At 58.5% G+C, this 19521-nt stretch carries 15 protein-coding genes and 2 pseudogenes; 3 read left to right on the forward strand and 14 right to left on the reverse strand.

Going from position 1 to position 19521, the window contains the following annotated elements:
• Positions 1–58: 58 nt before the first annotated feature.
• Complete coding sequence (locus tag ADM64_RS05520) at positions 59–1249, reverse strand: IS1249 family transposase (RefSeq protein WP_162838042.1); 1191 nt, start codon at positions 1247–1249, stop codon at positions 59–61.
• Between the two features lie 222 nt (positions 1250–1471).
• Here ADM64_RS05520 and ADM64_RS05525 point away from each other — a divergent pair.
• The 3 genes and pseudogenes from ADM64_RS05525 to ADM64_RS11060 form a co-directional block, all read left to right on the forward strand.
• A pseudogene (locus tag ADM64_RS05525) lies at positions 1472–1963 on the forward strand (transposase); the annotation flags it as partial.
• Positions 1964–2840: 877 nt separating this feature from the next.
• Entirely contained in the window at positions 2841–4481 is a 1641-nt protein-coding gene (locus ADM64_RS05530) for a DUF6119 family protein (protein ID WP_049193425.1), read from the forward strand.
• Positions 4482–4562: 81 nt separating this feature from the next.
• A pseudogene (locus ADM64_RS11060) lies at positions 4563–4764 on the forward strand (hypothetical protein).
• 660 nt (positions 4765–5424) lie between these two features.
• On the opposite strand, the gene ADM64_RS05540 reads toward ADM64_RS11060, so the two are convergent.
• From ADM64_RS05540 to ADM64_RS05600, 13 genes are all read right to left on the reverse strand, one after another.
• Positions 5425–6333, reverse strand: coding sequence for a copper transporter (locus tag ADM64_RS05540; RefSeq protein WP_049193426.1), 909 nt, complete (start codon positions 6331–6333; stop codon positions 5425–5427).
• Between the two features lie 90 nt (positions 6334–6423).
• Complete coding sequence (gene steA / locus ADM64_RS05545) at positions 6424–7608, reverse strand: putative cytokinetic ring protein SteA (RefSeq protein WP_049193428.1); 1185 nt, start codon at positions 7606–7608, stop codon at positions 6424–6426.
• Between the two features lie 25 nt (positions 7609–7633).
• Positions 7634–9373: a DNA repair protein RecN gene (gene recN / locus ADM64_RS05550; RefSeq protein WP_049193430.1), complete on the reverse strand. Its 1740-nt coding sequence runs from the start codon at positions 9371–9373 to the stop codon at positions 7634–7636.
• A 57-nt stretch (positions 9374–9430) separates the two neighbouring features.
• Complete coding sequence (locus ADM64_RS05555) at positions 9431–10393, reverse strand: NAD kinase (RefSeq protein ID WP_049193432.1); 963 nt, start codon at positions 10391–10393, stop codon at positions 9431–9433.
• Positions 10386–11225, reverse strand: a complete 840-nt coding sequence (locus tag ADM64_RS05560; protein ID WP_049171668.1) for a TlyA family RNA methyltransferase — start codon at positions 11223–11225, stop codon at positions 10386–10388. Before ADM64_RS05560 ends, ADM64_RS05555 begins: the two co-directional genes overlap by 8 nt.
• A 5-nt stretch (positions 11226–11230) precedes the next feature.
• A complete protein-coding gene (locus ADM64_RS05565) occupies positions 11231–11506 on the reverse strand; it encodes a hypothetical protein (protein ID WP_049193434.1) in 276 nt (91 codons plus the stop codon).
• 6 nt (positions 11507–11512) lie between these two features.
• Positions 11513–12553 carry an HAD-IIA family hydrolase gene (locus tag ADM64_RS05570; protein WP_049193446.1) on the reverse strand — a complete coding sequence of 347 codons (1041 nt, stop codon included), beginning with the start codon at positions 12551–12553 and terminating at the stop codon, positions 11513–11515.
• A 119-nt stretch (positions 12554–12672) separates the two neighbouring features.
• Positions 12673–13878 carry a hypothetical protein gene (locus tag ADM64_RS05575; protein WP_049193437.1) on the reverse strand — a complete coding sequence of 402 codons (1206 nt, stop codon included), beginning with the start codon at positions 13876–13878 and terminating at the stop codon, positions 12673–12675.
• A 112-nt stretch (positions 13879–13990) separates the two neighbouring features.
• Entirely contained in the window at positions 13991–14863 is an 873-nt protein-coding gene (locus tag ADM64_RS05580; protein WP_049193438.1) for an RNase H family protein, read from the reverse strand.
• Between the two features lie 44 nt (positions 14864–14907).
• Positions 14908–15666: an ABC transporter ATP-binding protein gene (locus ADM64_RS05585; RefSeq protein WP_049171651.1), complete on the reverse strand. Its 759-nt coding sequence runs from the start codon at positions 15664–15666 to the stop codon at positions 14908–14910.
• Positions 15663–16706, reverse strand: a complete 1044-nt coding sequence (locus ADM64_RS05590) for an iron chelate uptake ABC transporter family permease subunit (protein ID WP_049193440.1) — start codon at positions 16704–16706, stop codon at positions 15663–15665. The genes ADM64_RS05585 and ADM64_RS05590 overlap by 4 nt, the downstream gene beginning before the upstream one ends.
• Positions 16699–17646 carry an ABC transporter permease gene (locus ADM64_RS05595; protein ID WP_049193442.1) on the reverse strand — a complete coding sequence of 316 codons (948 nt, stop codon included), beginning with the start codon at positions 17644–17646 and terminating at the stop codon, positions 16699–16701. Before ADM64_RS05595 ends, ADM64_RS05590 begins: the two co-directional genes overlap by 8 nt.
• Positions 17647–17685: 39 nt before the next feature.
• Complete coding sequence (locus ADM64_RS05600) at positions 17686–18693, reverse strand: siderophore ABC transporter substrate-binding protein (RefSeq protein WP_049193444.1); 1008 nt, start codon at positions 18691–18693, stop codon at positions 17686–17688.
• Positions 18694–19521: the final 828 nt, after the last annotated feature.

Raw genomic sequence — 19521 nt, forward strand, 5'->3', positions numbered from 1 at the left:
GGGTTAAGTAGCAAAAAGTGTGTCCGCTCGGCGTGTTGCGGGGCGGGCACACCGTTTGTTACTTCATGGGGCCTTTTCTGATTCCTATCGAGTGTTCGTACTCGGTTGGGATAGCGTTGTCGTAGAAGGCTGGTCGGCCTGTTTCATGGTCGGCTTTGTTGTGGTCTTCTTCGACAAGATCGTTGACTTTGGCGAGTTGATCTTGGCCGAAATTGCACTGCCTGGCGATCTTTAATGGGTCGTCAGGCAGTTGCGTTTTCGAGTGCAGGTACCACTCGAGCATTTTTCGTTGGCGTTCCCCGGACCTGCCGCGATGCGCGTCGGCGATGCGTTTGAGCCCGGCGTTGATGCCGCCTTCCAGACTGTTTGTCGTTGAAGCCCAGCGTTGAGGCTCAAGCGCATTCGGTGGTGGCTGCAGGTAGGTAAACAGCCATCCTTTCCGTGAGAGGTGCAGCAGGGAGTTGTATGCCTTGCGAACTCGCAGATGGGTCCATTCCCACTGGTTGTTGAGTGTGCGGCGCTCTTTTGACACGGGCGTTTTCTCGTTGAGGAATGCTTTGAATACCTGTCCGAAGTCGTGCAGACGCAGCGTCCACTCCCGTGCCTGGTCGAGTGTGGTGATACGGGTCAGTTTCAACGCCAGGGCGTAGATGGCTTTGCCGGCGTCGGTGCGTGGTCGTGATGTGGTGTAGCGGCGGATGACGCGTTGCGCATGGACGAGGCATCGTTGGATTATCGCGTTCGGCCAGCAGGCTTTAATCGCAGTAAGTGCGCCTTGTCCGCCGTCGAGGACGACGCAGAGCGGCTCAGCGATTTTGCGGAGTAGCTGCGTGTAGGCGTGGGCGGTTTCGTGTTTGGTCCAGTGCCATGCGATGACGTGGTCGTGGCTGGCTGCGACGAGCAAGCATCCGGCGGCGGTGTAGGTACCGTCGATGAAGATCTGGTCGTAGATGCGCTGTGGGTCACCGTCGTTGGGGATGTCGATGAGCCAGAACGGTTTGAATCGGCGGTCAAGTGTCCAACGGCTTACCCCTTGTTGCTGGGCGAGTTCAGACAACGTTGCTGTGGAGGTGGCATAAGAGACGAAGGCTTTAAAGTCGCGGGTCTGCGTGCGGTCGGTGCGGGTTCGTGTCGTGGAACTGCCGCAGTTCGGGTCCTTGCATCGCCACCTGGTTGTGCCTTTAGAAGTGGTTCCGTTTTTCTTCATTTGCCCAGCGCATATCGGGCATCGTGGTCTGTTTTTACTCACCCGGAAAGCACACCAACCCCCGATTAGCACATGCGGGTGCCATTCCGGTGGATTGAACACTAATCGGGCGGATATAAGGTCTTGATGCTTATATCCGCCCGATTTACCCAGCCTAATCAGCAGTAATGCTGAAAGTCAGACACACTTTTTGCTACTTAACCCACCGTGATCGCCACGTGCTATTTAAAGGGTGTGTCGACCCGCAGGATCAACGACCTGGTCTTAAAATCCCGCGGTCTAGGTGATGTCTACCTGGTGACAAGTGACGCTCACTTAGGCATTTAAGCAGCGGTGTCTGATGTTCTGCCAAATGCCTCCTGGCAGCGGTGCCGCACTCACTCCGCTAAGAATCTCTCGTCCATGGTGCCGAAGACCCAGTGGCCGACATCATCGGCGATGTTCCACACGATCTTCCAACAACCCGATGCTGAGGCGGTGTGGGCTCAGGCTCGGGAAGTGGTGGAATTCTGCCAGACGAAATTTCCGCCTGCGGCAAACTACCTGGAAGAACATCTTGATGATGTGTTGGCGTTTACCCACACGCCGAAGTCAGTGTGGACCAAAGACTGGTCGAATAACCCCACCGAACGGCTCAATCGCGAGATTCGCCGGCGCACTGATGTTGTCGGGATCTTCCCCCACCGTGATGCTGTGATTCGCTTAGTCGGGGCCGTCCTTGCTGAGCAGCATGATGAGTGGATTCAGCAGAAACGCTAGATGTCGTTGACAAGCCTAGAGCAAACCAAGGCTTTAATCACAGCCAATGTCATCGACACCGACACCACCACCCCGGCAGGCAAGGAGATCGCAGCCTAATGACCAACCACACCCAGGCCCGTGCCGGACCCGATCACTGCTAACAGAACACCGACGATTCGAAAGAACTCATACACCACCTACGCGGACTTGATCCCACTCTCCGTTCGATGTCCATATACTGGGGCAGTGCAACCGGACAATTGAAGGCTCCTTTGCTTTTAATTTGTGGCGATTGGCGGCGGATGGTTAGCGGTTAGTATACTAAATTGTTTCAATCACATGTTCGAAATGGGATTCGCTGAGTTTTGGCCTGAAGACGCTTAGCATTTGTTTGAAGTGTCGCTAGCTCTTTTCTGACCCCCACCTCTACTGGCCCCCTTTGCAAAGGCTGGCAAAAAATGATTTGTTTTGGGTGTGCTTACGGCTATCACCAACTCAGGTGTCGGCTTCAACGCGACGGTTCTCCCAATCTGTTTGTCTGTGGTTGCGTAGTCTGGAGAATTTCGGGTAGTTCATACGCGGCTTAACGTTGTTTAGACTGACCCGAAATTGAAGCGCTCTCTGGGCAGAAAAGCCGGAAGAGCGGACTAAAATTGTGGTAGCGTCTCCAAAAATATCCGAAAGGTAGATGCCTACCATGCGGCGGAAAATTGTACCAATAGCACGGGAAGCTGGTAGTAACCTGTGCGGAACTGCATATGGTGATAACAATCGACAAGTTCTTGTGAGTCCCACAAGAAATGAGAAATGGGGCAGCGAGTGAATTTAATTTGTGAAGTTGTATTCACGTGAATCGTGATGGCTGTGGTGGTTGAACCGAAATGGGGAGAATATGTCCGAAAAGAAACGCGCTGGAAGGCGTACGACTGTTTACCGATTAACTGAAGTTAAAATCTTCAAAAGAGCGATTCGAGACAAATATTTGAAGCGCGTCGGGTTTGAATGCAAAGAGGTCAAGGTAGGTGAGCGAGACGGTCTGCTTGTCAGCGGAGCGATGCGAAAGGAGCGGGCTGACTGGTGTTCGGCTGTTTCAGCTTTGACCAATACGGAAATTGAAATTGGAGGAGTAACGCCCGCAGGAGTACTTTTGGTGAGGCCCGGTGAGGAGGTGGCTGCCGATGATGAAGTGGCGTACGCGTTAACTTACGGGATGGGGTTTCAGCTACTGGAGCCAGGACGAATTGATAACCTTTTTGGACAGAGAATCGCTATACGCGCTGCGGATCCCTTGAGTCTACGGTCGTTAACCGTGACGACCATGGATGATCGTTCTAAAACTTCACGAGCGACAATTCCAAGTGGTGAAGGGCTTTTGGGCTTCGGCGTAGGTGATATCGGCGAAGCTGTGAGCCGCATAGTTGCATCCGCGTCGTTGCCACAGCTGTCCCGGTCCAATGGTGAGCCGTTGCAAATTCGCGGTGCGGACGCACTAAATGTTCCGATTGGTCTTTCTCCTGATGAAGTGTTGGGTGATCTCGATGAGCTTGAAACTTTGCTTTGTAAAGATCCGCTTCCCAAGCTGAAGATTCTCGAGCAACTCGCGATTGTCAAGAATCCGGAAACAAAAGAGCAGCTCGATTTGCAACTCTCTGAGACTCTTGCGGGGCGTGGCGGAACAATCGGTTTGGCGTGGCCTTTTGAGCGAGTTGACGAAAATGGCACTCCAGATTCATGGAAACCCAGCCGGTTGTATCGGAGAAGAGACAACCGAGTTCGGGAAGGCCTACCTTCCTGGTCCGATATTTATGCGGCCTTGCAGGAGTATCCCGAAGATGAACGTCTTGGACGTGTAAACAGTGCTGCCATTCAACTATTTGGTGATGCTGAAGGAGATGTTGCCATCAGCCAAGCGATACCGTTAAAGAAATGGATTGCATTTGAATGTCTCTTGGAAGGCAAAACCTATTCGCTTTATGACGGTTCTTGGTACCAGATTCATGCTGACTACGCGGAAAATATTAATGCTCAAACTGAAAGGATTTTTGCACAAACCATTGACGATTTGAGTTTTCCCGCGTGGAACATTAATGAAGATGAAGACTCGTACAACAAGCGGTTGGCCGAACAGCTTGACGGGACATGTTTGGATAAGAAGTTGATATCCACGGATTTTCACCGACGAGGCATTGAGGCGTGTGATGTGTACCTTCCTGACGCCACCTTTATCCATGTCAAGAAAACTGAAAAATCGAGCGCTGCAAGTCATTTACTGGCTCAAGCGCTTGTCTCAGCAGATGCTATCTGTCTCGATTCCGGGGCGCGTCAAAGCCTTAAGTACAAAATTGAAAGGGAAGGAGGAAAAGTCGAGGACTCTTTGCTCAAACCCAAACGCGTCATTTTGGCGATGCACCGGCAGGCTGGTAAACGTATCACGGCTGATTCGCTTTTTACTTTTACAAAGGTGAATTTGGTTCGGCAGGTTAATTCTCTTGAGGAAAGAGGCGTAAAAGTCTACGTAGTCGATATTGAGTGAATCTCTCTTGCGGCTGAATCCGTATTCTCGCCAAAATGTATTTGTTCCCCTTGCAGTCGATACTGGAGTCCAGGGATTGAAGTGTCCCAGGTTTTGTTCCGTTTGAGTAGATGGGAAAATCTTCGAACATACCAAGGAAAATCTGACCAGGATGCCAAGGGCCGTGTGGTCCGTCTCGCAGAAGGCCGCATCGTGGCGGAAAACATATCGATGCACGCCACGTGCCAGGCAGTAGCTTTAAAAGCTGGGAGCTTCATGGCACACAGCCCGTCAATGGACTTAAGCCTGACCGCCGCGCGGGAAACATCCCAGAACCTGTGCCTGACGATTTTCGCCGCCGACAACGCGAGGCTACGTCGTGAAAACCTCCAGCTACGCGACACTAACAAGCTGCTGAAGGCTACCTCAGCTTTTTTCGCGTCGAAACCAGACCCACAACGTTAAGAAATGATCCGGTTTATCGATAAGTACCGGAGTATTTTCTCTGCCTTGTTCATCTGTAAGACGTTGAAGGATAACCGGGCTGGTGGGTTTTTCACCTCGCGTGGGTATCGCCAATCCACGGCCCGTGGATTACGTGCTCGTCGCCTTTGCGATGCTGTGCTAATTCAACGCAGTAGTGCTGTTTATCGGGATAATTACGGTGCCTACGGTGTGCGGAAAATATGGCATGGTCTCCGCCGTGACGAAAATTGATATCGGTCGTGAACACACTGCTCGGTTGTCTAAAACGAGCGACTTGCCCAGCACAGGATTGCCGCGTCCCCCTACCCGCTAGCATCAGTACCGAAGCCCCGTTGGAATTGTTGCCAGAATTTGAGTTGTTGGAACAGCACCTCAGGCTGTTACCGCCTGCGGTTTCCGTCCGCCCTACCACCGCGGCTTGCGCGGACGGAACGCTCTCCGCGTTCGTTACCTAGGTAATCGTGACACTATTCGTCCCCTACTTCTTCAACTCCCCAACAACCCCAACCTGCCCCGCCGCATCCGACACAGCGTCCACACGCTTCACGGCAGGGTCGGCGCCCCAACGCTCATCAGGCAGTGCACTGACACCTTCACGGCCGAAGCCGTCAGTCCCCACCACAACGTGACCAGCAGCATCCTCACCAGCACCAAAGCCTTCAGCCAGTGCCACCGCCAGATCCGCAACCAGGCCAGCACCGAACTCCGAATCCTCACCCTTGTCAATCGCAGCGCGCGAGACTGTACCGTGATTACCAACAATCACGATGCCAGCAGCCGGGCGCAACGTCCCCTCTTCGTACTCAACAAAGCCACCGCCCTTCAGGGCCTCCAGCAGTAGCTTTCGGTCAGCAGCGGAAGCCCGCTCTCCCCCATCCTTATCCAGCTCCAACACCGGAGCCAGCGCCTGGCCAGCCTGGCGGCCCGGCTCACGGCGCTCCGGATCCAACTGCACATCGGCTGGCAGCGAGGTAGAAACCGTGTCCTTGAGCTCGTCCGCGCCGGCGGAAGAGAGGAACTTATCGGTCAGTTTCAGCACGCCCGCATCCGGGGCACCAGCAGCGCGCAGGGTTTCGGAAACCCCTGCCAGCTGCTCATCGGTGGCATCGGGAGTCGCGATAACAAGAACAGGCACATCTTTCAGTGAGTCCTTAACAATCTCGCCGACGATGGGCTCGATGATGCGGTTTGCTTCATCGGCACGCGCTTGCTGCGCATCGGCACGCGCGACAGCCTCATCGCGCTCGGACGCGGCACCCGTGCCGAAATCAATGCCTGCACCAGCGGGGTTCAGCACATAAGCACCCAGCGCAGCACCTGCCGCAACACCGAGGGCAGCACCTGTCACACCAGCTGTGAACTTCCCGCTCCTGCGCTTCTTCCCCATCGCCCGTCCCTTTTCCTTTCGCCGACGCCTCAATCAGCTCTGACAGCCGAAAACTTTTAGGCGCTCATAGTGCTCTAAATACCGCTAAAACTACTTAAACAGCCCCTGGAACCACAGTGCAATGGAGTTCCAGGTATTAATCAGATTCTCGCTGACAGAGCCATCACCGGAGGTACCAGCGATGGCGAAGATCACCGCAACGGCGACAAAGATAGCCAGGATTGCCCAGGCCACACCGAAACCACGGCTATTGACCTGATAGAGGTCGGCGACCATGCGACCGTCGACAAGCTTCTCCCCGACCTTCAAACGCGACAGCAACGCCGACGGCACACCGCTCTGGTTCTCAGCGTGGTAGATGCTGTCGATGTTCTGCGGGGCGCCGACGGAGACGACCATGTCGGCGTCGTGATGCGCGGCGAACACCAGTGCCAGGTCAGTGGCGGAATCGGACAGCGCCGGGAAGGTCATGGCGCCAATGCCGAGGTCCTGGATGCGCTCAAGGCCCACAGCGTGACCGTCCGGGTCGGCGGGCAGAATCACGCAACCGGCAGACCGCAGCGCCTCCGAGTTGATGTTCTCCGGATCACCAATAATGTAGTCCGGCTCGTACTTCAGGTCGAAGAGCGTGTCGGCACCTGCATCGACGCCGATGAGCAGCGGCTCGTACTCGCGGATGAAGTTCTTTAGGTCTTCCAGTGTCTTGCGGTGTCCCTCACCAGGGCTGACCACAACGACCTTGCGGCCACGCAGTGGCTCTGTCTCGTCCGGAATGCCCAGGCCATCGATGTACAGCGGGGACTCGGTCTTGGCGAACTCCACCAAGTTGCCGGAAAGCGCCTCCAAGCGGTCGACCATGCTGGTGCGCCCCTCGTCGAAGGCGCGCTCCAGCTCGTCCTGGTCGACCTCGTCGCCCTGTCCAATCAGGCGGTCACCGTGGTAGAGCTTGCCGTCGTGAAGCCTTGCGTTCTTGCCGTCCTTGAGCTTCTCAAAGACCTCGTCGCCGACGTTCTGCACCATCTCAATGTCGGCGTCGCGCATCATCTGCGGGCCGTAATTCGGCACAAAACCCGTGGTAAATGCGCCTGTGTTCACTACCGCGGCGACCTTGGCGTCAATCAACTGCTGTGCCAGTGGACGCGAGATATCCGGCGCATCGATCACCACGATGTCGCCTTCGCCCATGCGCTTGAGCGCACGATCCAGGCGGGAACCGTCACGCACGGTCCCCGAAATGCCAGGAAGATCTTTTTCGTTCCGAGAGAACAGACTCATGGCACTTAGTGAAACATAAGTGCAGCTACTTGGCCGCGAAGGCGCGCCGAGCTTGATCCAGAAGATCTTGCGCATGCGCGCGTCCGGAGTCCGAATCGTCCAAACCCGCCATCATCCGCGCGAGCTCGTCAATCCGCTCCTCATCGCCCAGGCTCGTCACCTTCGACGACACCGCACCCGAGCGCGCATCCTTACTGACCACCAAGTGAGTATCCGCAAACGCCGCCACCTGAGGCAAGTGCGTGACGACGATCACCTGGTTATTCACCGCCAACTGCTTCAGGCGCTTGCCAATTTCCACAGCCGCGCGCCCACCAACACCGGCATCGACCTCATCGAAAACCATCGTGTGCCCGGCCTGTCCTTCGGCGAGGACAACTTCCAACGCCAGCATGATGCGGGAGAGCTCACCGCCGGATGCGGATGAGGCCAGCGGGCGTGGCTCGGCACCTTCGTGGGCTCGGAGCTTGAACTCGATGTTGTCTACGCCAGCGGGGCCAAAGGTGTCGGCCTTGGCGATCTCCACCACCAGCGAAGTGTGTGGCATGGCCAAGCCCTTGAGTTCCTTGGTTACGACCTCTTCCAGGTGCTTCGCGGCTTTTGCACGGGCCTTGGAGAGCTTCCGCGCGGTGGCGCCGAGCTTCTTCTCCGCGGTCTTGATCTCCGCGGTCAGCTTGTCCAGGGCTTCGCCGGAAACGTCCAGCGTGGAGAGCTTGCGCTCCGCCTTATCCCGCCAAGCCAGGACACCTGCGATATCCGGGGCGTACTTGCGGGTGAGTTTCTTGATCTCCACCTGACGCTGCATGAGCTTGTCCAGGGACTCGGTTTCCTCCGGCAAGCCAGAGAGAAACGCGCCGAGGCCAGCGGAGATCTCCGAGAGCTGGCTGGTCAGTTCATTGAGCTGGTTGGAAAACTCGGTGAGTTCCTCGTCGTCTGCGGCGGCGAGCTCGTTCGCGGCGGCACCGAGGAGTTCGGCGGCACCGGAGTCCTCGGTGGCGGCATCAATGCCGGTCGTGCTCACGGCAGCGGCACCGTCAATGGCAGCCAATGCCACGGCTGCGGCGTCGCGGAGACCGTCCAGGTCCTGCATGCGGCGGATCTGGGAGGCCAGGTCCTGGTCCTCGTCCGGTTCAGGTGATACTGCGTCGATCTCTTCGATGGCGAAGCTGAGCTGGTCGGCACGCATGGCCAGCTCACGGCGCTTGGAGGTCTTCTCTTCCAGTTCTTTGACCCGGGAGCGCCAGTGCGCGCGCTGCTGACGGTAAGTTTCCAAGGTTGGCGCGATGGTGTCAGCATCCATGCGGTCGATGGCCGCACGCTGCTCATCGGCGCTCTGCAGACGCAGCTGATCGTTCTGGCCATGAATCGCGATCAAGCGCGTGGAGACATCCGCCAACGCCGCAGCCGACGCACTGCGACCGCCAACCCACGCCCGGGAGCGCCCCTTCGCGGAGACCTGCCGGGCAAGCAAGTACTCGTCATTTTCATCGCGCTCGCCGCCGAGCTCAGAAACCACCGCATCGATGGCGGTTGACTCTTGCTCCGAGAGGTGCTCGGTGGACACGCGGCCTTCCACCAAGGCCTTGTCTGCGCCGGTGCGCACGCGGCCGGCGTCGGCACGCGCGCCACAGAGCAACTTGAGGCTGGTGACCACCATGGTCTTACCCGCACCGGTTTCACCTGTCAGTACGGTCAGGCCTGGGCTGAATTCAAGCGTTGCATCGGGGATAACACCGAGGTCGCGGATGGAAATCTCAGTCAGCATGGCGCCTGCAATCAGTCCTTCCCTTGAAGTTGGGGTCTCGTCTGCCGTGTTTGGAGGCTATTGGGCTTCGGCGGGGCCGCGCCACCCGGACGTCGGCAAGCGGAACTTGTGCACCAGACGATCGGCGAACGGCTGATCGTCCAGACGCACCCAGCGAACCGGCTGCGCGCCGCGCTCGATTTCGATGCGGCTACCCGGCGGCATGGTGATGTTGCGGAAGCCGTCGAGCACCGCGATGGCCTCGGCGGTGTCGTGGTTGGTCTCAATCGCGATAGTCGAATGCGGTGAGATCACCAGCGGGCGGGAGAACAGCGCGTGGGCGTTGTTGGGCACGACCAGCATGGCGTCGAGCTCCGGCCAGAGTACCGGCCCACCTGCGGAAAAGGCGTAGGCAGTGGAGCCGGTCGGCGTGGAAATTAGCACACCATCGCAGCCGTAGGAACTCACTGGGCGACCATCGACTTCCAAGATGACATCCAGCACGCCACGGCGGTTGACGTTTTCGATGCTGACTTCGTTCAGCGCCCACCCGGAGCCGATTACGCGGCCGGTGGTGTCACGGACGGTGGCGCGGATGGTCATGCGGTCTTCGATACGCCAGGAACGCTTGATGACGCGGCTAATCGCCTCCGTCATGGACTCCTGCTCCCACTCGGCGAGGAAGCCCACGTGCCCCATGTTGATGCCGAGCACCGGCAGGTCAGCCGAATGTGCAATGTCTGCGGCGCGCAGGAAGGTGCCGTCGCCGCCGAGGACGAGGACGAGTTCGCATCCCGACGCCGCCTGCGGGGAATGCCAGTAGCGCGGGTACTTGCCGAGCGTCGGGTGCGCAGCCAGCGCCTCCGGGTTCTTACCGGCCAGCACGCGGATATCGATACCCGCGGCCTCTAGCAGCTCGGCAGCCTCGGCGGCCATTTCCAGGTTGGCGCTGCGGCCGGTGTGCGGGACCAGCAGAATCTCGCGCTTGCCGGCGCTGGTCTTGGGCTTGCTTTCCCGTGAGTGAGTCTTCGCGCTAGTCATTGTGCGGCCCCTCCTCAACAGCCTTGGCGATGGCCGCAGCCATAGCCTCATCACCAATATCGCTGGCGCCGCCGTCTTTCACCAGCCACAGGAAGAACTCCACGTTGCCGCTCGGACCCGGCAGCGGGCTGGCCACGGCTGCGCGGAAGGACAGCCCCAGAGTGCGGGCGTATTCGGCGACTTCCTGGACAACTTCCTGACGCAGTGCATCGCTGCGCACGACACCACCGGAGCCAAGGCGCTCCTTGCCCACCTCGAACTGCGGCTTGACCATTGGCAGCAGGTCAGCGCCCTCGTCGAGGCAGGAAACAATCGCTGGCAGGACCAGCTTCAAAGAAATAAACGACAGGTCGCCAACCATGACATCGGCCGTGCCACCGAGAATCTCCGGCGTCAACGTGCGGACGTTAGTACGGTCGAGCACAACCACCCGCGGGTCATCCTGCAAGCGCCAAATCAACTGACCGTAACCGACATCGACGGCGTAGACGGTCTCGACATCGCGGCGCAGGCACACATCGGTGAAGCCGCCCGTGGAGGCACCGGCATCCAACACCTTCCGGCCCTTCAAGTCCAGGCCCTGCGGCTCGAAAGCCTCCAGTGCGCCGAGCAGCTTGTGAGCCCCGCGCGACGCCCAGTTCTCGTCTTCTTCCAGACCACTGACGCGAATGGACACGTCCCCCGTCACCGCAGTCGCGGGCTTAGAGGCGACAAAACCACCGACCTCAACTCGGCCGGCTTTAATCATGTCCACTGCCGCCTCACGGGAGCGAGCAATCTTCCTTCGCACCAGCTCCGCATCGAGCCTGCGCTTAGGAGCTTTCTTTGCCACCGCGTTCACTTTCCTTCCCTGCGTGACGAGCCCAGGGCCTCATACAAAATCTCATGCGTCCGCTCAAACTGCGCGACTCTCTCCTGCGGCGTCGGGGCAGGTGCTGACAGTGCGGCCGCCACCTGCTCGCGGACGTCCTCCGGAGTTACCTCACGCGCGCCGGGCATCGCCGCCGGGCTAGGCGCAGGGCTCGGTACAGATGCAGGGCCGGGTTTCGGCCCCGGCACAGGACCAGCGCCCTGCCCCAGCCCCTGCCCCGGCTTCGGTGCAACCTCACTCATCGGCTATCACTTCCGCCAGGCAGCCAGCGCCGCCTCAGCAGCCGGGCCCTCCGCGCGGACCTGCGCGACCTCGACTGCGCCAGCACGACCAGCCTCAGAGTTCCACACCACATCTACGACCGTCAGCAGAGCCGCCACCGCGGCCTCCGCCGGGTTCACCAACCGAAGATCTTCCATGTCACCGCCAGAAAGAACGATGACACCGGCCTCCGCGTCGTCGTAACGCGCGGTGAAACCAGCCTGCGGAGCCGGACGTGCCTGATCCAGCTCACGATTCAGCGCAGTCATGTCAGCACCGATGAGCGTCGGGCGGTGCTCAGGCGGCGCCGCAACGACATCCATATGCGTGGAAACGCCTGTGACCACCATAAACGTGTCCATCTTTGCCGCATTTCCGCCCGCGATGTCGGTGTCGAGGCGATCCCCAATCGCCAGCGGATTCTTCGCGCCCACACGCTCCGCCGCCTTAATAAACATCGGCGGCTTCGGCTTACCCGCCGACAGCGGCGCCACGCCCGTGGTCGTAGAAATCGCCGCAGCGACCGAACCATTACCAACCAGGAAACCGCGCTCCGACGGCAGCGTCGTATCCAAATTCGACACCAGGAAGCGCGCACCTCGCGACACCGCCAGCGCCGCCTCCGACATCTGCTTCCACGTCATCTCACGGTTGAGCCCCTGGAACACCGCCGCAGGGTTGTCATCAGCGGAATCCACGAGGTTGTACCCCGCCTCACGAGCCAACTGCTTAAACGACTCCGCACCCAACACAAAAACGTTCGAGCCCGGCTCAATGACCTCCGCCGCCATCTCAATGGCCGCCTGCGCCGACGTCATCACATCGTCCGCGTGAACGTCATAGCCCAGCCCATTGAGCTGATCCGCCACCGTCTGCGGCGCGCGCGAGGCATTGTTGGTAATAAACACCATCGGCAGCGCTGCCTCGGTCAGCCCTTCCAGCGCGTTCGGAATCGCCGCGCCACCCTCGTAAATCGTGCCATCCAGATCCAGCAGAGCGGCATCATAGGAAGAAGCGACAGAAGCCATGAGGTGCATTTCTCCTTTTACGAAATAGGAACGCTTTACGACGAATTGTAGATGCGCAGCCCGATTGCGCCAGCGGTGCGTTAGCGGTGGCTGATGTCGCGAGCCGGCAGCTGGGCTGATTACTTGCTCAGCTCTTCGATGCGCTCGCGAGCATCGAGCATCTGGTCCACATCGATCTTGGCGCAGCGGGTAAACCACACCTTGGCATCATCTTTACGACCGGCCTCCACCAGCGCATCAGCGTAGGCGTAGAACAGACGAGCTGCTTCGAAGTCCTCGCGGTCCGGGTTCAGATCCTGGGTCTCCAGCTCAACCAGAGCCTCATCAATCTGACCCATATCGCGGCGAGCACCTGCGGCGACGATAGCCAGCTCAGTCTTGGACTCGTTGTCCAGCTGCTTGGCTTCCTCGGAGCGAGCCAACTCGATGGCCTTCTCCGGGCGACCGAGGCCGCGCTCACAGTCCGCCATGACCGCAAGCATGCCCGGGCCACCGGAGATGCGGCGAGCCGCACGCAGCTCAGCCAGGGCTTCCTTCCACTCACCTGCGTGGTAGGCGGCAACACCAGCGGTCTCACGAACGACACCGACGCGACCTGCGCGGTCCTTCGCTGCGCGGGCGTGCTCCAGGGCACGCTGCGGGTCTTCAGCCATCAGGATTGCGGACATGATCATGTGACGAGCGACCTTGTCGGCGTTGTCCTTAGCCAGGCTCTTCAGATCCTGGCGCACGCTCGGGTCGAGCTCGTCTGCGCGAATGTCATCTGGCAGCTTCGGCTCGTTCTTGCGGGCCTCAATGCGCTCCTCGCGGAAGCCTGGGCGCTGCGGACCGGTGCGGTGCGTACGCTTCTCATCCTGGAAGCGGCCACCACGGTTGGAGCGACGTGGCTTGCCACCACGACGGTCGAAGTTGCGACCTCCCTGGCCACCGCGCCCGCCTGGGCCGCGACGATCATTGCGGTCGCCGCGGTCGTTCCGGTCAAAGCTGCGCTCGCCACGATCGTTGCGCTCATTACGATCATCTCGATTGTTGCGGTTGTAACCACGACCGCCACGGCCACCGCGCTCATTGCGGTCGCCGCGGTTAAAGTCGCGATCATCGCGATCGTCACGACGGAAGCCCTGCGAACCACGGGAATCGCGGTTACCGCCATGACCACCGTGACCACCACGGCCACGACCACCTGGGCCACCACCCTGTCCACGACGATCGTTGCGGTTGCGCCCGTTAAAGCCGCCCTCGCCACGACCATGGGAACGGTTAGACCCGCGGTTTCCGCGATTTCCTCGGCCTTCGCCGGAACGAGGACCTTCGTGCTCAGCCATGAAGTCGGAGCTCCTTATATGTAATGAGTAAAAGAATTTATGTGTTTTCAGGCTACCAGTAACCCCGGATTGCCTGGTGGTCTACCTAAAAGACCAAACTTTCATACTACTGCTAAGACCTTCCCACATTCCAGCCCAGCAAACGGGCGGAACCTGTGGCCTTCCCCACTGCCTGGGACAAATCCCAGACAGCCAGGCCAACCCAGTCGTCGGTGGTGAACTGCGCGGTGGCGGTGGTTCCCTCGACGCGGAGCTCATACTCGGCATCCGAAAGTCCGTCTGGCACGGCGAGGTTGGCGCCCAGGGCGTCGTTAAGCAATGCCTTGAGTGCGCGGGCATTACCCTGTTCAGCGCGATGTGCGGCGCGGCGGAAAATGGTGAGCGCTTCCTTGGCGGCGTCCTCGGGTGTCACGGTGGTGTCGACGGCGAGGTCAAAGAGGCCTTCCTGCTCGAAGGTTGTGGCCTTGGTCGCCTTGGGCTCGGAACTAGGCGCGGCATTCGACTGCACGCGGCTACCCGCACCAGCGAAACCTGGCCCCTCCGGCACGGTCGTACCCTTCTGATACGCGGTGGCGGCGGCGCGGGCGCGCTGATCAGCGGCCTCGTTCATGTCGTGGCCCGAGTGTCCCTTAACCCACTCGAGGTGAATATTGCGGCCAACGAGCAGCTGGTCGATGTCCTGCAAAATGTCGACGTTGAGGACAGGTTTACCGTCGCGCTTCTTCCACCCCTTGCGCTTCCACCCCGGCATCCACTTAGTGACGGAGTTAATCACATACTGCGAATCACACAGTACGAAAAGCGGCTCGTCGGGGATGTGCGCGGTGGCGCGGAGCAGCTCGGCAAGAGCGGTGAGCTCCCCGCGGTTATTGGTTCCCTCTTTCCATCCGCCGGCGGCCCAGCAGCTGTCGTCGATATACCAGCACCACCCGGCAGGTCCGGGGTTGTGCAGGGCGGAACCGTCAACGGCAGCAGTAATAGTCATGAGGCTAGATTGTATCGGCTGCGTGGGGCCGGCCAGGAATTGCCTTAAGAGCCGTAGCAGGCGACCGGGCCATGCGGGCCCTCGACGATGTCAATCTGAGTGTTGAAGATTGGGCTCAGAACCTCCGAACGCATCAGCTCTGCGGTAGGGCCGTGCTCTACAATCTGGCCATCCTTGACCGCACAGATGTAGTCGGCGTAGCGAGCCGCGAAATTGATGTCATGCAACACCACCACCATGGTTCGACCCAAATCGCGCACTGCAGTGCGCAGGTACGACATGATGTCGACCGAATGAGAAATATCCAGGTTGTTCAACGGCTCGTCGAGAAGCACGTAATCCGTCTCCTGACAGAGCACCATTGCGACATACGCGCGCTGACGCTGCCCACCGGAGAGCTCGTCGAGGTAGCGGCCCTGGAGCGCCTCAAGATTGAGGAACTCGATGTACTGGGAGATGATGCGCTCGTCCTCAGCGGTCAGGCGCCCCTGGCTGTACGGGAAGCGGCCGAAGCTGACCAGCTGGCGCACGGTGAGGCGGGTGACGAAGTGGTTGTCCTGGCGCAGAATCGACAGCACCTTCGCCAGATCCTTTGACTTGGTCTTGCCCACGTTGTAGGGGCCGACGTTGATGTCGCCGGAATCGACGGCAAGGAGGCGGCCAATCATAGTCAAGAGCGTGGACTTGCCCGCACCATTCGGCCCAATCAGAGCCGTAATCGCATTGGTTGGAATTTCCAGGTCAACGGGGCCAATTGACACCTCGCTGGTATAGCTCTTGCTTACACTGTCGAGGAGAATCATAGCCGTCCCTTCTTCAAAACGACGTAGAGGAAGATCGAACCGCCAACCAGCTCGATGATGATGGATACCACGCCCTGGGCATAGAAAACGTGATTAAGGATGAAATACGCACTGGCCAGCGTGACGTAGCCAATCAGCGCCGCCATCGGCAGCACAAAGCGGTGGTCATAGGTATCCGCAGCCTGGTACGCAATGGTCGCGACCAGGAAGCCGAGGAATGTCATCGGGCCGACCATAGCCGTCGATACTGCCATCAGCACCGACACCGCAACCAGCACGGTGATGGACCGAACCTGGTAATTCACGCCCAGATTCGTCGCGACTTCACGCCCCAACGACATGACATTGAGGGCCCGCGAATGCAGCGCAATCACCACGATTGCCGCAATCACCAGCGGGATCGCCACCGGGAAAAACTCCGGGTCAGCGTTGTTGACAGAGCCGAACAGCCGCGCCGTCAGCAGGTCAAAATCCGAAGGCGTGAGCATGCGCTGCATGAACGTCGACAGCGAAGCCAGTCCGCCACCGATGACAATGCCCACCAGCAGCATGCTGTGCATATCCGCGCCCTGCCCGGTCAGCAGCCACGCATACAGCACCAGCGACAGCCCCACCATCAGCGCGAGCTGCAGCACAAACGCGCCAACCGAGCCAGCTTTCATCAGGCCGGTCGCACCGAAGAAGTACACTGCAGCGGTACTGATAGCCACGTACAGCGCCTCAAAACCCATAATCGACGGCGTAATAATTCGGTTATTCGCAATCGACTGGAACGCCACCGTCGCGACGGCATGGCAGCAGGCAACCACGATCATGGCAATTACGGCATCAAGACGCCGGCGCGCAATCAGCCAAAAACCATCCGTACCGAACGGCAACGGGTTGTCCCACGCAAGCAGGCCCGCCGTAAACAACACCGCCAGGCCCGCCAGCGCAGCAATGATAATCCAGTACCTGCGCGCAGCGGCGGCCGTGCTAAACGACGTCGTTTGCGGGCCAACTTGGTTGGTTCTAGCTGTAGTTGAACTGAGATTAAGCACGACGCCGCTCCACGATCAGATAGACGAAAATGGCAGCACCCAGGATGCCGAGAATTACCGATACCGGGATCTCGAACGGGGCGATAATGACGCGGCCAATCAAGTCCGCGACCGTCACAATGGCAATGCCCACCAGGCATACCCAGGGCAGATTGGAGCGCAGATCATCGCCACGGAACATGGAGACAATATTCGGGACGATGAGCCCCAGGAATGGGAGGTTGCCCACCACGACGGTGACCAAACCTGTTGCGATTGCAATCAGCCCCGTTCCCAGGAACACGATTCGCTTGTAGTTCAGACCGACGTTGGTGGCAATGTCCTCACCAAGCCCCGCAACCGTTAACCGATCGCTGAATACGAAGACAATCGCAACCACAATGACGACCAGCCACAGGAATTCGTATTGCCCTTTATAAATGGCAGTAAAAGAGCCTGCGAACCACACGCCTAGCGACTGCAGCATGTCCGTCTGCAACGCAAAGAAAGTCGAAATCGAACTGACTACCGCACCCAACATGATGCCCACGATGGGCACAACCAGACTTGACTTCAAAGCGACACGGCGCAAGAACAGGAAGAACACTGCCGTGCCGATGAAAGCGAAGATGATTGCCCCGCCCATCCGGCCAAGCATCGAGGCCGAAGGAAAGAAATACATCACGAAAATCAGGCCGAGACCAGCCCACTCCGTGGTTCCCGTGGTGGTGGGTTCGACGAACTTGTTGCGCGTAAGTAGCTGCATGACCAAGCCACACATCGCCATCGCGGCACCCGAGAGCACTAGTGCAATGGTGCGCGGTATACGCGTAGTGGCGAACATCTCCCAGCCGTCGTCGGCGCCCAGGATGTCGTATTGGCCTACAAACAGCGACATAGCCACCAGGACTGCCACAAAGGCAATCCCGATGGCTAGTCGGGAATCCAGTAACTTCTGCATAGAGTTGGTGAGGTACTCCTGTGACTGGTCAGAGAACTATTAGGCCTGCTCGAAGGCGTCGGCAAGCCCGTTCAGAATCTCCGTGTACGTGATAATGGACTCGTTGGTGTAGGTGTCCTCTGGGGCGTAGTAGATCTTGCCCTCCTTGACTGCCTTCACGTTCTTCAGCGGAGCAGCCTCCTCGACCACAGACTGTGCCGAACGGTACTCATCGGTACCGCGGACAGAGGTGCCGGCATCGCGGTCAAGCACCATGATGAAGTCCGGGTTCGCCTCAGCGATGGACTCGGCGGAAATCTCATCACCCTGGTGGTCATCGCTGGCCTTGTCGACCTCCAGCGCCGGCTTCATGCCAATCAGGTCGAACAGCGGGCCGTAGGTACGACCAACAGTCGGAGCAATGTAACCGAGGGTGCCGCCCGACGAGTTAAGTGCCATGACCTTCACGTCCGGGTTGTAAGCCTTGCGGGCGCGCTCCAGAGCCTTGTCAAAGTCAGCGATGAGCTGATCGGCCTCCTTCTCCTTACCGAAGATGGTGCCCAGGCCCTTAGCGTGCCGCTTGAGCTCCTCGTCCAGTGGCTTACCCTCGCGCGGCTCAAACTCCACAATCGCGGAGTTCGGGGCAAGCTTCTTCAGGTCATCGTAGTACTGACCGAAACGCTGACCGTTCACAATCAGGTCCGGGTCAGCAGCAGCAACAATTTCGAGATTCGGCTCGCGGTGATTGCCGATGTCCTGAATGTCAGGGTTGTCCTTGTAGTCAGGAATCGTGAACGGAATCAGCTGCTTCGGAGCTGCCGCCAGCTTAATACCCCACTGGTTGAGCATCTCGAAGGAACGGTTATCCGTGGCCACAACAGAGTCAATCTGGGCAGGTACGGTCTGCTCACCGTGATTATCAGTAACGGTAATAGTAGACTCGTTGCCTGCAGCTGCAGACTTATCCTCGTTACCGGCATCAGTAGAACATGCACCAAGAACAAGTCCAAGGCTCGCAACAGATGCAACTACAATATTGCGAATACGGCCGGAGTTTGAACGCGCCACTTAAAGGCATCCCTTCGGTCACAGTACGATGGTTAAACAAACGCCACTAAGACGCCGTTACCCAATCACTTACTTAGGTAATCATTACCTGTGAGACATTAGCTTAGGGTTCCCTATTTAACAAGTAAATACGTTATGAAATTACGCAATATTTAGGGTGGAGTTCTTCTATTTGTTTAGCATTAGCTAATTTGTGCAGGTAAAGGTATGACTGCAGCGTTCGATAACGGGGGTAACTTGGGCCCTACCGAAGGTAGCGTGTGCACTATCGACGCATGTTTGGGCCTAGTTGGGCGTAGTTGGGCCTAGTTGGGGATGAGCTTGCGGCTTTGCTTGTGAGTTGGGGCTGTAGGCGTGATGGAGGGGTTGTGGGCGTGAACGGGGCTGCGGGCGTGGATGGGGGACGCAGATGTGAATGGGGCTGTAGGCGTAAATACGGGCTGCAAAGGTGAAACTGTGTGAGTTTATGACACTTTCAAGCGATTTTTCGCGCTATTTCTGTCATAAACGCAGTCAGTAACTTGAATTAGTCCACAGCCGCTGCCATAAAAGCAGCCACTAACTCGCATTGCCCCGCCACTGATAGCCATAGAGGCGTCAGTAACTCGCATTGGGGCAAGCAGCGAAAGGCGAGTACCGGACGATCCGCTGAGCGGGCACGCTTGTATCCATTAACCCGAATACCCTTTTCCCTTAAGTTCCCGAGACACCGGTAAGTACGGCTTCCACTGCCGACCGCCCCCCCTGTTGAACCCTGTTTACCGGTGGGTAACAAAAAGTGGGTCGCAGCACCCAACCCCACACGGGAACTGGCTACCACGACCCACA

The organism is Corynebacterium sp. 401_CJEI (genome assembly GCF_001076435.1).
GTDB lineage: Bacteria > Actinomycetota > Actinomycetes > Mycobacteriales > Mycobacteriaceae > Corynebacterium > Corynebacterium jeikeium_D.

Bases quoted from the DNA above. Each gene is read 5' to 3' on its own strand.
- recN (WP_049193430.1), bottom strand. From the start codon at position 9,373: ATGCTGACTGAGATTTCCATCCGCGACCTCGGTGTTATCCCCGATGCA.
- ADM64_RS05575 (WP_049193437.1), bottom strand. From the start codon at position 13,878: ATGGCTGAGCACGAAGGTCCTCGTTCCGGCGAAGGCCGAGGAAATCGC.
- ADM64_RS05585 (WP_049171651.1), bottom strand. From the start codon at position 15,666: ATGATTCTCCTCGACAGTGTAAGCAAGAGCTATACCAGCGAGGTGTCA.
- steA (WP_049193428.1), bottom strand. From the start codon at position 7,608: ATGAGTCTGTTCTCTCGGAACGAAAAAGATCTTCCTGGCATTTCGGGG.
- ADM64_RS05565 (WP_049193434.1), bottom strand. From the start codon at position 11,506: ATGAGTGAGGTTGCACCGAAGCCGGGGCAGGGGCTGGGGCAGGGCGCT.
- ADM64_RS05555 (WP_049193432.1), bottom strand. From the start codon at position 10,393: ATGACTAGCGCGAAGACTCACTCACGGGAAAGCAAGCCCAAGACCAGC.
- ADM64_RS05595 (WP_049193442.1), bottom strand. From the start codon at position 17,646: ATGCAGAAGTTACTGGATTCCCGACTAGCCATCGGGATTGCCTTTGTG.
- ADM64_RS05530 (WP_049193425.1), top strand. From the start codon at position 2,841: ATGTCCGAAAAGAAACGCGCTGGAAGGCGTACGACTGTTTACCGATTA.
- ADM64_RS05540 (WP_049193426.1), bottom strand. From the start codon at position 6,333: ATGGGGAAGAAGCGCAGGAGCGGGAAGTTCACAGCTGGTGTGACAGGT.
- ADM64_RS05570 (WP_049193446.1), bottom strand. From the start codon at position 12,553: ATGGCTTCTGTCGCTTCTTCCTATGATGCCGCTCTGCTGGATCTGGAT.
- ADM64_RS05580 (WP_049193438.1), bottom strand. From the start codon at position 14,863: ATGACTATTACTGCTGCCGTTGACGGTTCCGCCCTGCACAACCCCGGA.